Source organism: Pseudoalteromonas luteoviolacea S2607, assembly GCF_001625575.1.
Classification (GTDB): Bacteria; Pseudomonadota; Gammaproteobacteria; order Enterobacterales; family Alteromonadaceae; genus Pseudoalteromonas; species Pseudoalteromonas luteoviolacea_E.
In genome coordinates this window covers 56,999-70,835 of record NZ_AUXV01000022.1, presented here as the reverse complement: position 1 = coordinate 70,835, position 13,837 = coordinate 56,999, and the positions used below count along the sequence as shown (strand labels likewise).

Sequence of the window (13,837 nt, the reverse complement as noted above, 5' to 3'; positions counted from 1 at the left end):
TACCAACTGAGCTAATGACCCACTCATTGCAGCAAGAAGTCGATACCGTATCGCCTGCTGCGGGCGCTTATAATACTTATTTAAATTTCTAGTGCAACTGAATTACGCTGTTTTTTTTAAATTTTATGTCTAAGCGCCTATTTTTAGACCACTGTGTACACAAAGCAGCTAACTACAGCTTAGATAAGCGTTCTGTTGCCAATTTTGCAGCAGTCGTACTTGGGTACTCTTTGATCAAGTCATTGAACAACTGCTTAGCCTTTTCTTTGTCACCTGCATTCGCAGCCAATGTGCCTAACTTGAGCATAGCGTCTGGGCGCTTGTTAGAGTCTGGGAACTGTTCAACAACTACAGTGAAATGCTTTATTGCTTCTGCAGGCTGACTCTTAATAGATTGTAGCTGGCCTAGCCAATAATGCGCATTTGGAATATAAACAGATTCGGGGAACTGCTTCAAAAAGTTTTGAAACTCAGGAATTGCCGCATCATAGCGCTTATCTTTCATGATAAGTGCCACAGCGCGATCATACGCTTCGTTTTCAGATAAGTTAGTACTTACAGCCTGCTCTCCAACACTGGGGATAGTCGTTGCTGCAATATCTGATTTAGTTTGCTCATAAACTTGCGTAACGCGATTTTCAATCTCTTGATATAACTCGCGTTGGCGTTGTAAGACTTTTTCAAGCTTGTAGCTTTGCTCGTCAGTAAAACCACGAACTTGGCTCACTTCGTCTTGCAATTGCTGCAATTGTAATTGTAAGTCTGCCTGAACACGATTGCGATTGTTCATCATATTTTCGAGTTCAGCAACGCGCTGTTCAAGCGTTTTCTGTGAATTTGCAGCATCATAAACAGTAGCGGGAGCTGCCCAAACTTGGGAGCTCCCGCTAAGAAAGATGATGGCTGCCAAAATAGTTTTCGGCTTCATAACATCTCTTGTCTAAATTAGTATACCAATACCGCGCGACGGTTCTTAGCAAAAGCTTCTTCTGTGCGCGACTTAACCATTGGTTTTTCTTCACCGTAGCTCACTACAGAGATTTGGCTATCAGAAACACCTAGGCTCTCAAGGTACTTAGCAACTGACTTACCACGGCTCTCACCTAGTGCGATGTTGTACTCTGGCGTACCACGCTCATCAGCGTGACCTTCGATAAGTACCTTAACGCTTGGGTTTTTAACTAGGAAGTCAGCGTGTGCTTGTAGTAACTCGACGTACTCGCTGCGAACAGTTGAGCGGTCAAAATCGAAGTATACGATCTGCTCTTGACGCAACGCTTCATACTTCTCCTGAAGTTTTTCTTCAGCAGTTTTTGGACGATCGATTGTGTTTACATCAACGCCGTCGTTGTTGCTGTTAGAAGAAGCATTGGTTTGCTGACCTTCACCACCATCAACATCACCAGATGATGAGCTACATGCAGCTAAAGTCATTACAGGCAACGCTACCAATAAAGCCTTTAAAGTTTTGTTAAGTTGCATCGAGTATATTCCTATATCTTTATAAGTCTAACCAGTAAATTTTACTGTAAAAACGGCGACCAGGCCGGTGCCTTCACTTGCCCGTCAAGTACTGGCAATCTCGCTTTAAAGCGACCGTCCATCGACACCAGGGCCAAAACCTGCTTATTATTATGCAGGGTACTGTAAATAATCATAGAGCCGTTCGGCGCAATACTCGGGGATTCATCGAGTCTCGTACGAGTTAGCACCTGAAACAGCCCTGAATCAAATTCTTTCTTAGCAATATGGTACTGACCTAACGTGCGATTTACCATTACTAATTGCTTACCATCGGGCGTAATTGAACCTGCCAAGTTCATATCGCCATCAAAAGTCACACGTCTAGATCTACCAGTATCTAAATTTAACTTATATATCTGGGCATTACCACCCCTTTCAGACGTATAAACAATTTCTCTGCCATTTGGGTGCCAACTTGGCTCAGTATCGATACTTCTATGCTTAGTTAAGCGCTTTTCGCTGCGCGTTTCTAAGTCGATTACATACACTTCGGTAGCACCACCTTTGTCTTTTGACAATACCACTAACATTTGTGTGCCATCAGGCGAAAATTGCGGTGCACCATTGATACCTTTATAGCTGGTGATCTTTTCTCGCTTTCCTGTATAGATGTCTTGTACATAGATCTGCGATTGACGGTTTTCAAATGTTACATACGCTAACTTATTACCATCTGGAGACCACGCAGGTGACATGAGAGGCTCTTTAGAGCGCAGTAACACTTGCTCATTAAAGCCGTCATAGTCCGCTACAACAAGCTGATATGGCTTGTCTTGCTCTTCGCGTACAATCACGTAAGCAATCTTGGTTCTGAATGCGCCACGCTCGCCTGTAAGTGCTTCGTAGACAACATCACTGATTTGATGTGAATAGTAACGGAATGAATCACTATCGATTACACTCTGACGACCTTCTAAAATGTGATCCTGACTCTTCATTAGCTGACCATTACTCATCATACGCGTTTCGCCGCCAGTAATTTGCGCGCGCAATACGTCAATAAGCTCGTATTTTACTAAATAGCGATTAGCAGGCTGTTGAGTCACGGTGCCAATTACAATGGCTTCTACGCCAAGGCTTACCCAGGCGTCATAATCAACTTCTTCATCACTTGTAGGTAACTGCGGCATTTGCTCTTCTGAAACAGGTTTAAATTTACCGCTTCTCATCAAGTCTGCGGCAATCACAGAACTAATTTCTGATGGCACTTCGCCATTACCAATGTATTTAAATGGCACAACTGCAATTGGCCTTGCGCTGTCGACCCCTTCGGTAATGACAATTTCAAGCGCTGCGTTGGCAAGCGTTGCCATCCCGAAAGCAAAAACCAACAATATGTTCTTAAAATGCTTTAACATGGTTTTCCTTTAAAGATTTGGTTTAATCGTTAAATTAATATTTTTAAGCTGCTCAAAGACATCTTTATCCTTTGAGACAGGTAAAGTATCAGCCATACGCACAGCTCTCAGTGCAGCTTCACATACCAACTTATCACCGCCTAACGACTTTGCTTGCGTCACTAGACCATTGAATCCTAGACGAATATTTACACGGCATTGCTTACCTTTCATCTTTTCATCGATTAATAAGTTAGATTGAATGCGTTGCATAATAAGCGCTCTGTATTTGTCTACTTCACCCAACACTTGCTGCTGACGAACTTTGGCTCTCGCAGCTTGTTCCTGAGCCAGTTGTTCTTGTAACAACTGCTCTTGCAGAGCTTTCTGGCGCGCCTGTTCAGCAGCTTCAGCTTTGCGCTTAGCTTCTTCTTCTTGACGCTTACGCTTGGCTTCAGCTTCTTTTAAACGATCTTCTTCTGATTTACGCTTTTCAGCTGCTGCTTTTGCTGCTCGCTCTGCTTGGAGCTTCTCTTTACGCGCTTTTTCAGCGTCCGCTCGTTGTTTTTTCTCAACTTCACGGGCTTTTTTAGCTTGCGCTTCCGCTTTGCGTTTCTCAGCAAGTTTTGCTTGTCGCTGCTGCTCTAGCTTTTTAATGCGTCTAGCTTCTGCTTCTCGGTCCTTACGCGCTTGAAGTGCTCTGCGTTCCAAGTCGCGAATGCGCTTTTCTTCTGCACGCTTTTTAGCATCTTCTTGCCTTCTTAACTCTGCTACTTTGCGCTCAACCGCTTGTTGATCAACTGAAATAGCAGAGACCACTTTTTCTTCTTCGACGGATTCACTGATTGGATTGAGCTGCACTTGCATCACGGTTGGCTTTGACATCTGCAAATTAGCTGAGGCAAACAACATTCCAGCTAACGCGAAATGAAGCAGAAACGACTTGATAATTCCGCTTGTTAACGCATCCATTAATTATCCTCAAACGATTTAGTCATTAATCCAACAGATGGCACACCTGCGTTTTTCAAGAAATCCATTAAGAGCAGCACTTCTTGATATGACACACGACCTGAACCTTTAATTAATACGGGCGTATCTGGATTCTGTTGCAGTTTGAGCTTTATGATCGCTGCAACTTCAACAGCATCCATCGGCGCTTCAGGATCAGTCCCCACCGAAACAAAGTAACGTCCCTCTGCATCTATACTTGCAATAATTGGTGGTGCATCTTTCGTCTCGACCAAATCAGACTCTTGCATCTGAGGCAGGTCAACTTTGACGCCGTGGGTAATCAACGGTGCAGTTGCCATAAAAATGATCAATAGTACCAGCATTACGTCGATGTATGGCACAACGTTAATCTCGGCAACAGGACGTCTTTTCTTAGGCTGATACATTATTCTTCGCCTCTACTAACGTGGCAGCTTGACGATGTAAAATATTAGCGAACTCTTCCATAAAGTTGGCGTAGTTCACTTCCAGCTTTTCAACATGCTTGGCAAATCGGTTGTATGCCATGACAGCTGGGATCGCAGCAAAAAGACCCATTGCCGTTGCAATCAAGGCTTCAGCGATACCAGGCGCGACCATTTGTAGTGTTGCTTGCTTGACGTTGCCAAGCGCAATAAATGCCGTCATGATACCCCAAACCGTACCAAATAGGCCGATGTATGGGCTGATCGAGCCAACCGTTGCTAGAAATGAAAGGCTAGACTCAAGTTTTTCTACTTCGCGCGATAGCGCAACTCGCATTGAGCGGTGCGTACCATCTAAAATCATGTTTGCAGAACCGGTGTTGTTCTTTTTATGTCTGGCAAATTCTTTAAAGCCAGCCACAAATAAAGCTTCTAGACCTTTTGAGCTACCTGAACGCGCAGTGATTTCGTTATATAACTTTCCAAGATCCATTCCTGACCAAAATTGCTGTTCAAACTTTCTAGCATCACTTTGTGCTTCTGCGATTACTGCGCGACGCTGGAAAATGATCGCCCAAGATGCGATTGACATACCAACTAACGTCAACATAACAAGTTGAACAAGCACACTGGCTTCTAAGATTAGATCAATGAAATTTAGACCCGATTCCACGTTTTAACACTCCTAATAATATTGTGTACCCGGCATGGCGCCTTTCAACTGATAGACTTCAAGCACGACAAAAGGTTCAGGTAGTTTAACCACACAAATAGTGGCTTACAACGTCAAAGCTATAAAATTAGCTTAAATGTCGATAAATGACACAATCACCAGTATGCACTTTATTTATTGACCTTTAAGGATATATCAATAATTGAATCATTTTATTTGTGGTACTTCTATGCAATTAACATTTTTATTCCACAACTTCGGTTGGAGCCTAAATATTTACTCAACATGCATAAAAGACCGAATTTATTCACTTTGCACGAATAAATGCTCAAAAACCTATTGGTAATACCAATTAACAACAATTTATCTAATATTCACAATCTGCGCATAATTAGTACAAAACCAATAAAAACAGTGAGTTAAATATGTAAATAGAGTCATTAATTAACCATTAAAAAATAACAAACAATCTTTGACATTAGTTTTTTTTATCCGAAAGATATAATTTTTCTAGTTTGATAAAAGGCACGGATGTCTTTAACATACACCCTGTACTGAGCGCACTGCTTAACGCAATGCAAAGCCAGTTACCTAAGTAATAGATGTCTGATTGTTCTATTACTTTGATGAGAAACTTTTGGATAAAACCTTAACAGACTCATCAGTTCCCTGGATTACTTCCTTCAACTTGTTGTTTTCGCCCGCACATATGTGCGGGCTTTTTTTTGCCTGTAATTCGCTGCCAAGCAAGACTTCGACTAACAAAGAAAGTTTAAGGTGAAGGGAAAAGGAATAGAAAGGCCACAGCACTGATAGCTGTGGCAATAGAGATTAGTCTTCTTTGCTTAGGTCAAAGTGCATATAAGCGCGATCAGAGACAATACGCCCCCTTGGCGTACGTTGAATAAACCCTTGTTGAATTAGGAAAGGCTCGATGACGTCTTCGATAGTTTCTTTTTCTTCACCAATGGCCGCGGCAAGATTATCAAGGCCAACGGGACCACCAGTGAACTTTTCAATAATAGCCAAGAGATACTTTCTGTCCATATAGTCAAAGCCACATTTATCGACATCGACCATATCAAGCGCCTGACTTGCAATATTTGCGTCTACACTACCGTCACCTTTCACATCAGCAAAATCTCTAACACGACGAAGTAGTCGATTCGCAATACGGGGCGTCCCTCTCGCTCTTTTAGCCACTTCTCTAGCACCTTCATCCGTTGACTCGAGATTTAAGAAATGTGCTGAACGACTCACAATAGTCGCCAAATCGTCTACAGAATAAAACTCCAATCGCTGCACGATACCAAAACGGTCACGCAATGGAGAAGTCAATGAACCAGCTCTGGTAGTCGCGCCCACTAAGGTAAATGGGGGCAGGTCTAATTTAATTGAACGAGCAGCAGGTCCCTCACCAATCATAATATCAAGCTGGTAGTCTTCCATTGCTGGATAGAGAATTTCTTCGACCTGAGGGCTGAGGCGATGTATTTCGTCAATAAATAAAACATCGCCCTCTTCCAAGTTTGTCAGCATTGCAGCCAAATCGCCTGCTTTTTCAAGCACAGGCCCTGACGTGGTTTTTATGTTTACACCGAGCTCATTTGCCACAATATTAGCAAGTGTGGTTTTACCCAACCCTGGCGGGCCAAATATCAATAGGTGGTCAAGCGCTTCCCCACGTGAACGCGCAGCTTCAATAAATATCTCCATCTGCTGTTTAACGTGAGGCTGTCCCGTATAGTCATTTAATAACTTCGGGCGAATAGCACGGTCTATTTGCTCTTCATTGCCCTGTACTTCGGGCTCAATTAGTCTATCTGCTTCTATCATAATTACATCATGGATTTAAGAGCTTCTTTGATTAAGGTTTCTGCGTCTAAGCCTTCACCTTTAACACCTTTCACAGCTTTTTGCGCTTGTGCAGCTTTATAGCCCAATGCGATTAACGCGGCAATAGCATCATCAGCAGGTAAAGCACCCACGGTGGGATCCTCCTGAGGCGGCAACACGGCATTGTCGCTAAATGGTGTAAATAAATCATGGCCAAAGTCTTTGAGTTTATCTTTCATTTCTAAGACTAGTCGTTCTGCCGTCTTTTTGCCTACACCAGGTATTTTAACTAGCGTAGATGCATCTCCATTATTCACACAGTGGACAAATTGCTCTGCGGACATGCCCGACAAAATTGCCAAAGCCAACTTAGGTCCAACGCCATTTGCTTTAATTAACTCTCTAAACAAGGCACGTTCTGTCTTGTGATTAAAACCAAATAGTAACTGCGCATCTTCGCGTACAACGAAGTGAGTAAAAATAGCAGCTGCTTGACCAACATTCGGCAGCTCATAAAAGCATGTCATTGGCATTTGTACTTCATAGCCTACTCCATTGACATCAATCAAGATCTCTGGAGGTTGCTTTTCTAATAAAGTTCCGCTTAATTTGCCTATCATAGTTATCTTAACCTTCCACGAACTGTTTTTTTAGCATTGCCTGCCAATCGAATTAAATTTTGTTCAGAATGGGCATGACAAATCGCAATAGCTAACGCATCTGCGGCATCGGCCTGCGGTGTCCCAGGTAGCTTTAAAATGCGCTTTACCATTTCTTGCACCTGAGATTTATTCGCACCACCGGTGCCAACCACAGCCTGCTTTATTTGTCTTGCCGAGTATTCATGCACAGGGATGTCTTGCATAGTTGCAGCAACTATTGCCGCACCTCGGGCCTGACCCAGTTTTAACGCCGAATCCGGGTTATGCGCCATAAAGACTTGCTCAATAGCAAAGCTATCTGGCGAAAACTGTTCGATTAATTGACTCACCCCTTGATAGATCATTTTTAATCGAGTGGGAAAGTCATGATCGGCAAGCTTAATACAACCGCTGCCAAGGTACTGAAATTTTGCACCTTGATGTTGGATAACACCATAACCGGTAAATCTAGAACCTGGGTCTATACCTAATAAAACTGCCAAGGCATTACTCTCTTAATTTTTTCCACATCATGCCAAAATACTGTATAGATTACCAGTATCAAAACAAAAAAGGCGGCCATTAAGGCCGCCTTTTCAATCATGTTATTAAATTACTGCTCGTCACTTTGTGCCTGCTGTACAGCAATTGCAAGTTCAGTTAATGCATCTGGGTTAGCAACACTTGGCGCATTCGTCATTAAGCAAGAAGCTTGTGTTGTTTTCGGGAATGCAATTACGTCACGAATGTTATCTGTACCACACAGTAACATTACAAGGCGGTCTAGACCAAATGCCAAACCAGCATGCGGTGGTGTACCGTACTTAAGTGCATCTAACAAGAAACCAAACTTGTCTTGCTGTTCTTGCTCTTCAATACCCAAGATTCTGAAAGCCGCTTGTTGCATTTCGTTGTTATGGATACGAACAGAGCCACCGCCCACTTCATAGCCGTTCAGAACCATATCGTAGGCATCTGAAATAGCTGCAGCTGGGTTTGCCTCAAGCTCTTGTGCACTGATGTCCTTTGGCGCCGTGAATGGGTGGTGTACAGCATGAAGATTGCCTTCATCATCTTCTTCAAACATTGGGAAGTCAACAACCCAAAGTGGTGCCCACTTGTTTAGGTCTGTGATTTCTCTGTCTAGGCCAACTTTAAGACGAAGCGCACCCATTGCTTCGTTTACAACGTTACGCTTATCAGCACCAAATAGAATGATGTCGCCTGTTTGTGCATTTGTGCGCTCAAGTAGTGCCGCAATCACCTCTTCGTTGAGGAATTTAGCGATAGGAGACTGAACGCCTTCCATACCAGCTTCGCGGTCATTAACTTTCATCCAAGCTAGGCCTTTCGCGCCATAGATACCAACAAACTTAGTGTATTCGTCAATTTGTTTACGAGATAGCTCTGCACCACCAGGTACTGTAAGCACTGCAACACGACCTTTTTCATCATTCGCAGGACCTGCCAGCACTTTAAACTCAACATCTTTTACGATATCAGCAACATCTACTAACTCTAGCGGGTTACGCAGATCTGGCTTATCAGAACCGAAACGGCGCATAGCTTCTGCATAAGGCATTGCTGGGAACTCGCCTAAATCAACGTTTAGAAGTTCTTGCCACATTTCACGGATCAGACGCTCCGTTACTTCACGCACTTGATCAGACGTCATGAAAGACGTTTCGATATCGATTTGTGTAAACTCAGGTTGTCTATCAGCACGTAAATCTTCATCACGGAAGCACTTAACGATTTGATAGTAACGATCGAAGCCAGACATCATGAGCAATTGCTTGAACAACTGTGGAGACTGAGGCAAAGCGTAAAAGCTGCCTTTATGTACACGACTAGGCACTAAGTAATCACGTGCGCCTTCTGGAGTCGCTTTCGTTAAAACTGGCGTTTCAATGTCTAGGAAGTCATTAGTATCTAAGAAGCGACGAACAAAGCTTGATGCCTTAGCACGTAGCTTGATACGGTCACTCATCTCTAAGCGTCTAAGATCTAAGTAACGGTACTTAAGGCGACGCTCTTCTGAGTTTTGTTGATTGAAATCTAACGGTAGCGGCTCAGAACGGTTGATTATTTCAAGACCTGTGCCCAAGATTTCAACTTCACCCGTTGCCATGTCTTTGTTTACTTGGCTATCAGGCCTTGCACGTACACTACCTGTTACTTTCACACAAAACTCTTGACGCAATGTGTTTGCAACATCCATTAACCCGTCAACTTCTGGGTCAAATACAACTTGTACTAGGCCTTCGCGATCTCTTAAGTCGACGAAAATTAATCCACCTAAGTCACGGCGCTTGTTGATCCAACCACATAGTTCGACTTCCTGACCTACGTGGTCCTTATTTAATTTTCCGCAATATATAGAGCGCATATCGTTCCTATTTGCCTAGGCTTTTACATTTCAAAGTGCAGTTTCGCCTACGGGCTATCGTAATTAACAAAAATAATCGCCAATTATATAAAAATAGGCCGCTTTGTCATCCTCCAATCATGATCATTATGTGTAAAGTTGGTTTTTTTAGGTACTCACAGTTTGTTAGACTTAGAAAAAACATCAATGAAAGACGTTATGCTTTATTTAGGTTGCCCACAATGGAGCTCTTCACACTGGAAAGGTCGCTTTTTTAGTCAACATTGCCAAAACGCCAATATGCTTAAAGAGTATGCCGGAATATTTAATAGTGTCGAAGGCAATACCAGCTTTTATGCCAATCCTAAAGCTGACACTATTTTGCAGTGGAGAGATGCTGTCCCCGATGACTTTAAATTTACCTTTAAAGTATCTAAACAGATTACACACGAATTAGCTTTGCAAAACTGTCAGAGAGAAACGCTAGAATGGTGTAAGTTGTTTTCTCCCCTATTTGAAAAGATGGCCATGATTATGGTCCAGTTACCCGCTAATTGCGGCCCCGAGCACTTGAATCGTATTGAAGCGTTCATGACGATGTTGCCCAAGGAGCTATGTGTAGGTATTGAGGTACGCAATTTAGGTTTTTTTCAAAAAGATGAAAATGAAAAACGATTCAATCAGTACCTAATGCAAAATAGCATTAACCGTATCATCATGGACACCCGCCCATTATTTAGTGAGCCAGCCAGCACACCTGCCATCATAGATGCCCAGCGTAAAAAGCCACGCGTCCCGGTCAATGTCATTGCCACTGGCAATCGCCCAATGGTCAGATTTGTTGGCTGCTCTAACCTTCAAGAGAATAGGCAGTTTTACGCCCCTTGGCTCAACAAAATCCGTGGTTGGTTAAAGGAAGGCAAGGAACCCTTGGTATTCTTTCACACAGCCGATAATTACGACTCTCCCCTTCTCGCGCGGCAGTTTACTCAAGATCTCGGCATTGATCATAAAGTCTTACTTCCATTCCCAGCTGAACAACAACCAAAACAGGGCAGCTTGCTGTGAGTATTTGACACAAATAATGGTGTGGTGCACTGTACAAGAGGAACCAATAATAAATAAAGGATTAAAACATGTTACTAAAGCTACAAAAAAAACAAGTAAAGACTCTTTCCTTGGATAAAGCTCGTTTACCAAAAGCACAAACAAATGACATTATCGGCGCGGGTGGCAGTGGCGGTAACTCTCGCGCTTCAGACTGCTGCAACCTGCCACATCAAGAGGTTTTTGGTGGTAACTCTAGAGCATCAGATTGCTGTGCAATGGGAACGAGATAAGCGCTACAGTGTGAGTGCTTTCACTCACACTCAATCGTTATTTTAAGTTACTCTTCAATCGGCTCGGTTCAAAGGTATCATACCTAGGCAAGTCTGCATCCAAATTATCCCAATTTGCTTTAGACGTTATAAAATTATGAGACATAGGCCGCTCTTCTATTTCAGAGTCCAATAATCCTAAGCGTAATCTGAGCTTTTCAGGCAAATCGGTATTTGAGCTAAATAAAGGGGAAGCACAATTACTACAAAAATGACGCAACCGGCCAGGCTTAAAGGCGTATGATTTGATAAGTTGCTCGCCTTTTACAATTTTCATAGCTTCGGTAGCAATAAAGCCGTTGGTCGCATACGCAGTGCCACTTGATTTTCTGCATAACGAACAATGACAATGGATAATGCTTTCAATTGGTCCATGAATTTCTAACTCCACCCCTTTACATAGACAGCTTGCCTTGTACATATACTTTTTCCTTGAGTTATAATCCCACTCAGAGATTACGCGAGAAACGACTACAAAAAAAGACCGCAATGCAAGAATTGAAATACTTTCAGCACTATCCTGAAAACCTACAGGATCAAGTCCGCCAGCTTATTACTAGCAATCAATTGCAAACGTATTTCAGACGTAAGTACCCAGCGGGGCACCAGCTGCAAAACCAGCAAGATTTATATCAGTACAGCACCGAAATAAAACAGCGTTATTTAAAAAATACACCACGTTTAAACTCGGTCAGTTTTAACAAGCATACCGACATGGTTAAAGGCACATTAGGTACTCATACTCACCAACAAAAGGTACATGGAAAAAAGCTAAAAACACGCTACGATATAGCGCTAAACAATCAGCTAAAGTACGCTCCTGAAGCCATATTGCGTGCTTTAATAGTGCATGAACTTGCACACTTTAAACACGCTGATCACAACAAAGCTTTTTATAGCTTATGTTGCCACATGGAGCAGGCCTATCATCAGTTAGAACTAGACCTAAGGCTATTTATCGTATTAGACGAGCAGGCACTCAACTTTTATAAGACACAGTAAAACCTAGGTTGGTTGGATAGTGAGCATAAGGCAGTTACCGAAGAGGTACTGCCTTTTTGTAATCTGCAATCAGATCTTGCAATTAGGACTCAAGCCTTTCTGCTTGGCCGCTTGATACAGGCTGTTTGCCGATTGCATTTTGTTATTTAATCGCTGGATTCTATTGTCTGGTGACGGATGGGTCGATAAAAATTCCATTGGTCTTTCACCACCTAGCTTTTCCATATTTTGCCAAAGCTCTACCGCACCGATGGGTTTAAAACCTGCTTTGGCCATCAGTTCCAAGCCAATAATATCAGCTTCAGTTTCATGGCTGCGACTAAATGGCAAAGCGATACCAACTTGAGCGCCCACACCCAGCCCTTGCATGATTGTATTGCGATACTCAATATTATTCATCTGCATAACCGCATTACTAACTTGCAGTCCAGCTTGCAATAAGCTGCTTTGAGATACGCGCTCATTTGCATGCTGCGCTATAACATGGCCTACTTCATGTCCCATAACAGCTGCTAATTGATGTTGGTTTTTGGCAACTTTTAGCAACCCAGTGTGTACCCCAATTTTACCTCCAGGCAGTGCAAAAGCGTTGGCGCTGTCATCTTTGAAAACGACGACTTCCCATTTTTGAGACGCATATTTGTTTGGTAACTGGGCAATAAGTGCATCTGCGATGCAACTTACGTATTGGTTACTGCTCTGCTCGCTTTCAATGGCTTGTTCTGATTTTATTTGGTCAAAACTCGCTACTCCCATCTCATCCATTTGCTGCTCTGGATACAACATTATTTGAGTTCGACCTGTCGGAGATGTTTTACAACCACTCAGTGTCAAAGCAACTAACATACACGCTACTACTTTTTTCATCATACTTCCCACGTATTGTTGGCTCGCAATTTTATTGCTGAATATATGTAAATAATAAACTACATTATTAGAACTTGACCAGTCATAACAAAAAAGCCCGCTAAAAAGCGGGCTTTTCAATAACAAGCTAGATTACTCAGCGGCCTTTGAAACCATAACCATTGCAGGTCTAAGTAGATGGCCATTTAACGTATAACCTTTTTGCATAACCGCTAACACCGTGTTCGGTGCTACGTCATTACTTGGTTGAATAGACATTGCTTGGTGGAATTCTGGAGAGAACGCCTCACCTTGTGGATTTACCGCTTCCACACCGTACTTGTTTAATGCATCTGAGAAGCTTTTCAGCGTCATTTCAACGCCTTCTAAGATAGATTTAGTTGCTTCATTCTCTTTATCAGCAAACTCAACCGCACGCTCTAAGTTATCGATTACAGGGAGTAGGTCGTTGGCAAATTTCTTAAGTGCGAGCTTGTGCGCTTTCTCAACATCTTGCGCTGCACGGCGACGCATGTTCTCTACTTCTGCAGCAGCGCGAACAACACCGTCTTTTTGACCTTCAATTGTTTGCTTTGCAGCTTCAAGCTCAGCGTATAAACCAGCAATTTCCTCTTCAGGGCTTAACTCAGCCTGTTCAGCCTGTGGCGCTTCTTCTTGTGTTTGCGCTTCAGCAGCTTGTTCTACTACTTCTTCTTGTGCAGTTTCTAATTCCTGCTCTGGTGCTTTTGTCTGCTCAGACATGAAAGTGTATCTCCGATTCTTTACAACTGCCGTAATTATGGGGATGGAATT

At 42.8% G+C, this 13,837-nt stretch carries 16 protein-coding genes; 3 read left to right on the top strand and 13 right to left on the bottom strand.

Features of this window, described 5'->3' with window-relative positions; all coding sequences use genetic code 11:
* Positions 1-172: 172 nt before the first annotated feature.
* The 10 genes from ybgF to aspS form a co-directional block, all read right to left on the bottom strand.
* A complete protein-coding gene (gene ybgF / locus N480_RS13260) occupies positions 173-928 on the bottom strand; it encodes a tol-pal system protein YbgF (RefSeq protein WP_063372977.1) in 756 nt (251 codons plus the stop codon).
* 17 nt (positions 929-945) lie between these two features.
* Positions 946-1,482, bottom strand: a complete 537-nt coding sequence (gene pal / locus N480_RS13255; protein WP_063372976.1) for a peptidoglycan-associated lipoprotein Pal — start codon at positions 1,480-1,482, stop codon at positions 946-948.
* Between the two features lie 41 nt (positions 1,483-1,523).
* Positions 1,524-2,882 carry a Tol-Pal system beta propeller repeat protein TolB gene (gene tolB, locus N480_RS13250; RefSeq protein ID WP_063372975.1) on the bottom strand — a complete coding sequence of 453 codons (1,359 nt, stop codon included), beginning with the start codon at positions 2,880-2,882 and terminating at the stop codon, positions 1,524-1,526.
* A gap of 9 nt (positions 2,883-2,891) precedes the next feature.
* Entirely contained in the window at positions 2,892-3,833 is a 942-nt protein-coding gene (gene tolA / locus N480_RS13245; RefSeq protein ID WP_063372974.1) for a cell envelope integrity protein TolA, read from the bottom strand.
* Positions 3,833-4,261 carry a protein TolR gene (tolR, locus tag N480_RS13240; RefSeq protein WP_063359267.1) on the bottom strand — a complete coding sequence of 143 codons (429 nt, stop codon included), beginning with the start codon at positions 4,259-4,261 and terminating at the stop codon, positions 3,833-3,835. Before tolR ends, tolA begins: the two co-directional genes overlap by 1 nt.
* Positions 4,248-4,952, bottom strand: coding sequence for a protein TolQ (gene tolQ / locus N480_RS13235; RefSeq protein ID WP_063372973.1), 705 nt, complete (start codon positions 4,950-4,952; stop codon positions 4,248-4,250). The genes tolR and tolQ overlap by 14 nt, the downstream gene beginning before the upstream one ends.
* 831 nt (positions 4,953-5,783) lie before the next feature.
* The gene (gene ruvB / locus N480_RS13230; protein ID WP_063372972.1) at positions 5,784-6,788 is read right to left on the bottom strand and encodes a Holliday junction branch migration DNA helicase RuvB; all 1,005 of its coding nucleotides are present in this window, start codon (positions 6,786-6,788) and stop codon (positions 5,784-5,786) included.
* Positions 6,789-6,790: 2 nt separating this feature from the next.
* Positions 6,791-7,408, bottom strand: coding sequence for a Holliday junction branch migration protein RuvA (gene ruvA, locus N480_RS13225; RefSeq protein WP_063372971.1), 618 nt, complete (start codon positions 7,406-7,408; stop codon positions 6,791-6,793).
* Between the two features lie 2 nt (positions 7,409-7,410).
* The gene (gene ruvC / locus N480_RS13220; protein WP_063372970.1) at positions 7,411-7,932 is read right to left on the bottom strand and encodes a crossover junction endodeoxyribonuclease RuvC; all 522 of its coding nucleotides are present in this window, start codon (positions 7,930-7,932) and stop codon (positions 7,411-7,413) included.
* A 110-nt stretch (positions 7,933-8,042) separates the two neighbouring features.
* A complete protein-coding gene (gene aspS / locus N480_RS13215) occupies positions 8,043-9,818 on the bottom strand; it encodes an aspartate--tRNA ligase (RefSeq protein ID WP_063372969.1) in 1,776 nt (591 codons plus the stop codon).
* A gap of 198 nt (positions 9,819-10,016) precedes the next feature.
* Here aspS and N480_RS13210 point away from each other — a divergent pair, with 198 nt between their 5' ends.
* Both N480_RS13210 and N480_RS13205 read left to right on the top strand, forming a co-directional pair.
* A complete protein-coding gene (locus N480_RS13210) occupies positions 10,017-10,865 on the top strand; it encodes a DUF72 domain-containing protein (protein ID WP_063372981.1) in 849 nt (282 codons plus the stop codon).
* 68 nt (positions 10,866-10,933) lie between these two features.
* Entirely contained in the window at positions 10,934-11,137 is a 204-nt protein-coding gene (locus N480_RS13205; protein WP_063372968.1) for a hypothetical protein, read from the top strand.
* 37 nt (positions 11,138-11,174) lie between these two features.
* Here N480_RS13205 and N480_RS13200 read toward each other — a convergent pair whose 3' ends face one another.
* The gene (locus tag N480_RS13200) at positions 11,175-11,597 is read right to left on the bottom strand and encodes a GFA family protein (protein ID WP_063372967.1); all 423 of its coding nucleotides are present in this window, start codon (positions 11,595-11,597) and stop codon (positions 11,175-11,177) included.
* A gap of 68 nt (positions 11,598-11,665) precedes the next feature.
* Between N480_RS13200 and N480_RS13195 the strand changes: the two genes are divergently transcribed.
* A complete protein-coding gene (locus N480_RS13195; protein ID WP_063372966.1) occupies positions 11,666-12,178 on the top strand; it encodes a M48 family metallopeptidase in 513 nt (170 codons plus the stop codon).
* Positions 12,179-12,247: 69 nt separating this feature from the next.
* Here the strand turns inward: N480_RS13195 and N480_RS13190 are convergent, their stop codons facing one another.
* On the bottom strand, positions 12,248-13,045 hold the full coding sequence (locus tag N480_RS13190; protein ID WP_063372965.1) for a M48 family metallopeptidase: 798 nt from the start codon (positions 13,043-13,045) through the stop codon (positions 12,248-12,250).
* A 132-nt stretch (positions 13,046-13,177) separates the two neighbouring features.
* Positions 13,178-13,786, bottom strand: a complete 609-nt coding sequence (gene grpE / locus N480_RS13185; protein WP_063372964.1) for a nucleotide exchange factor GrpE — start codon at positions 13,784-13,786, stop codon at positions 13,178-13,180.
* Positions 13,787-13,837 lie beyond the last annotated feature (51 nt).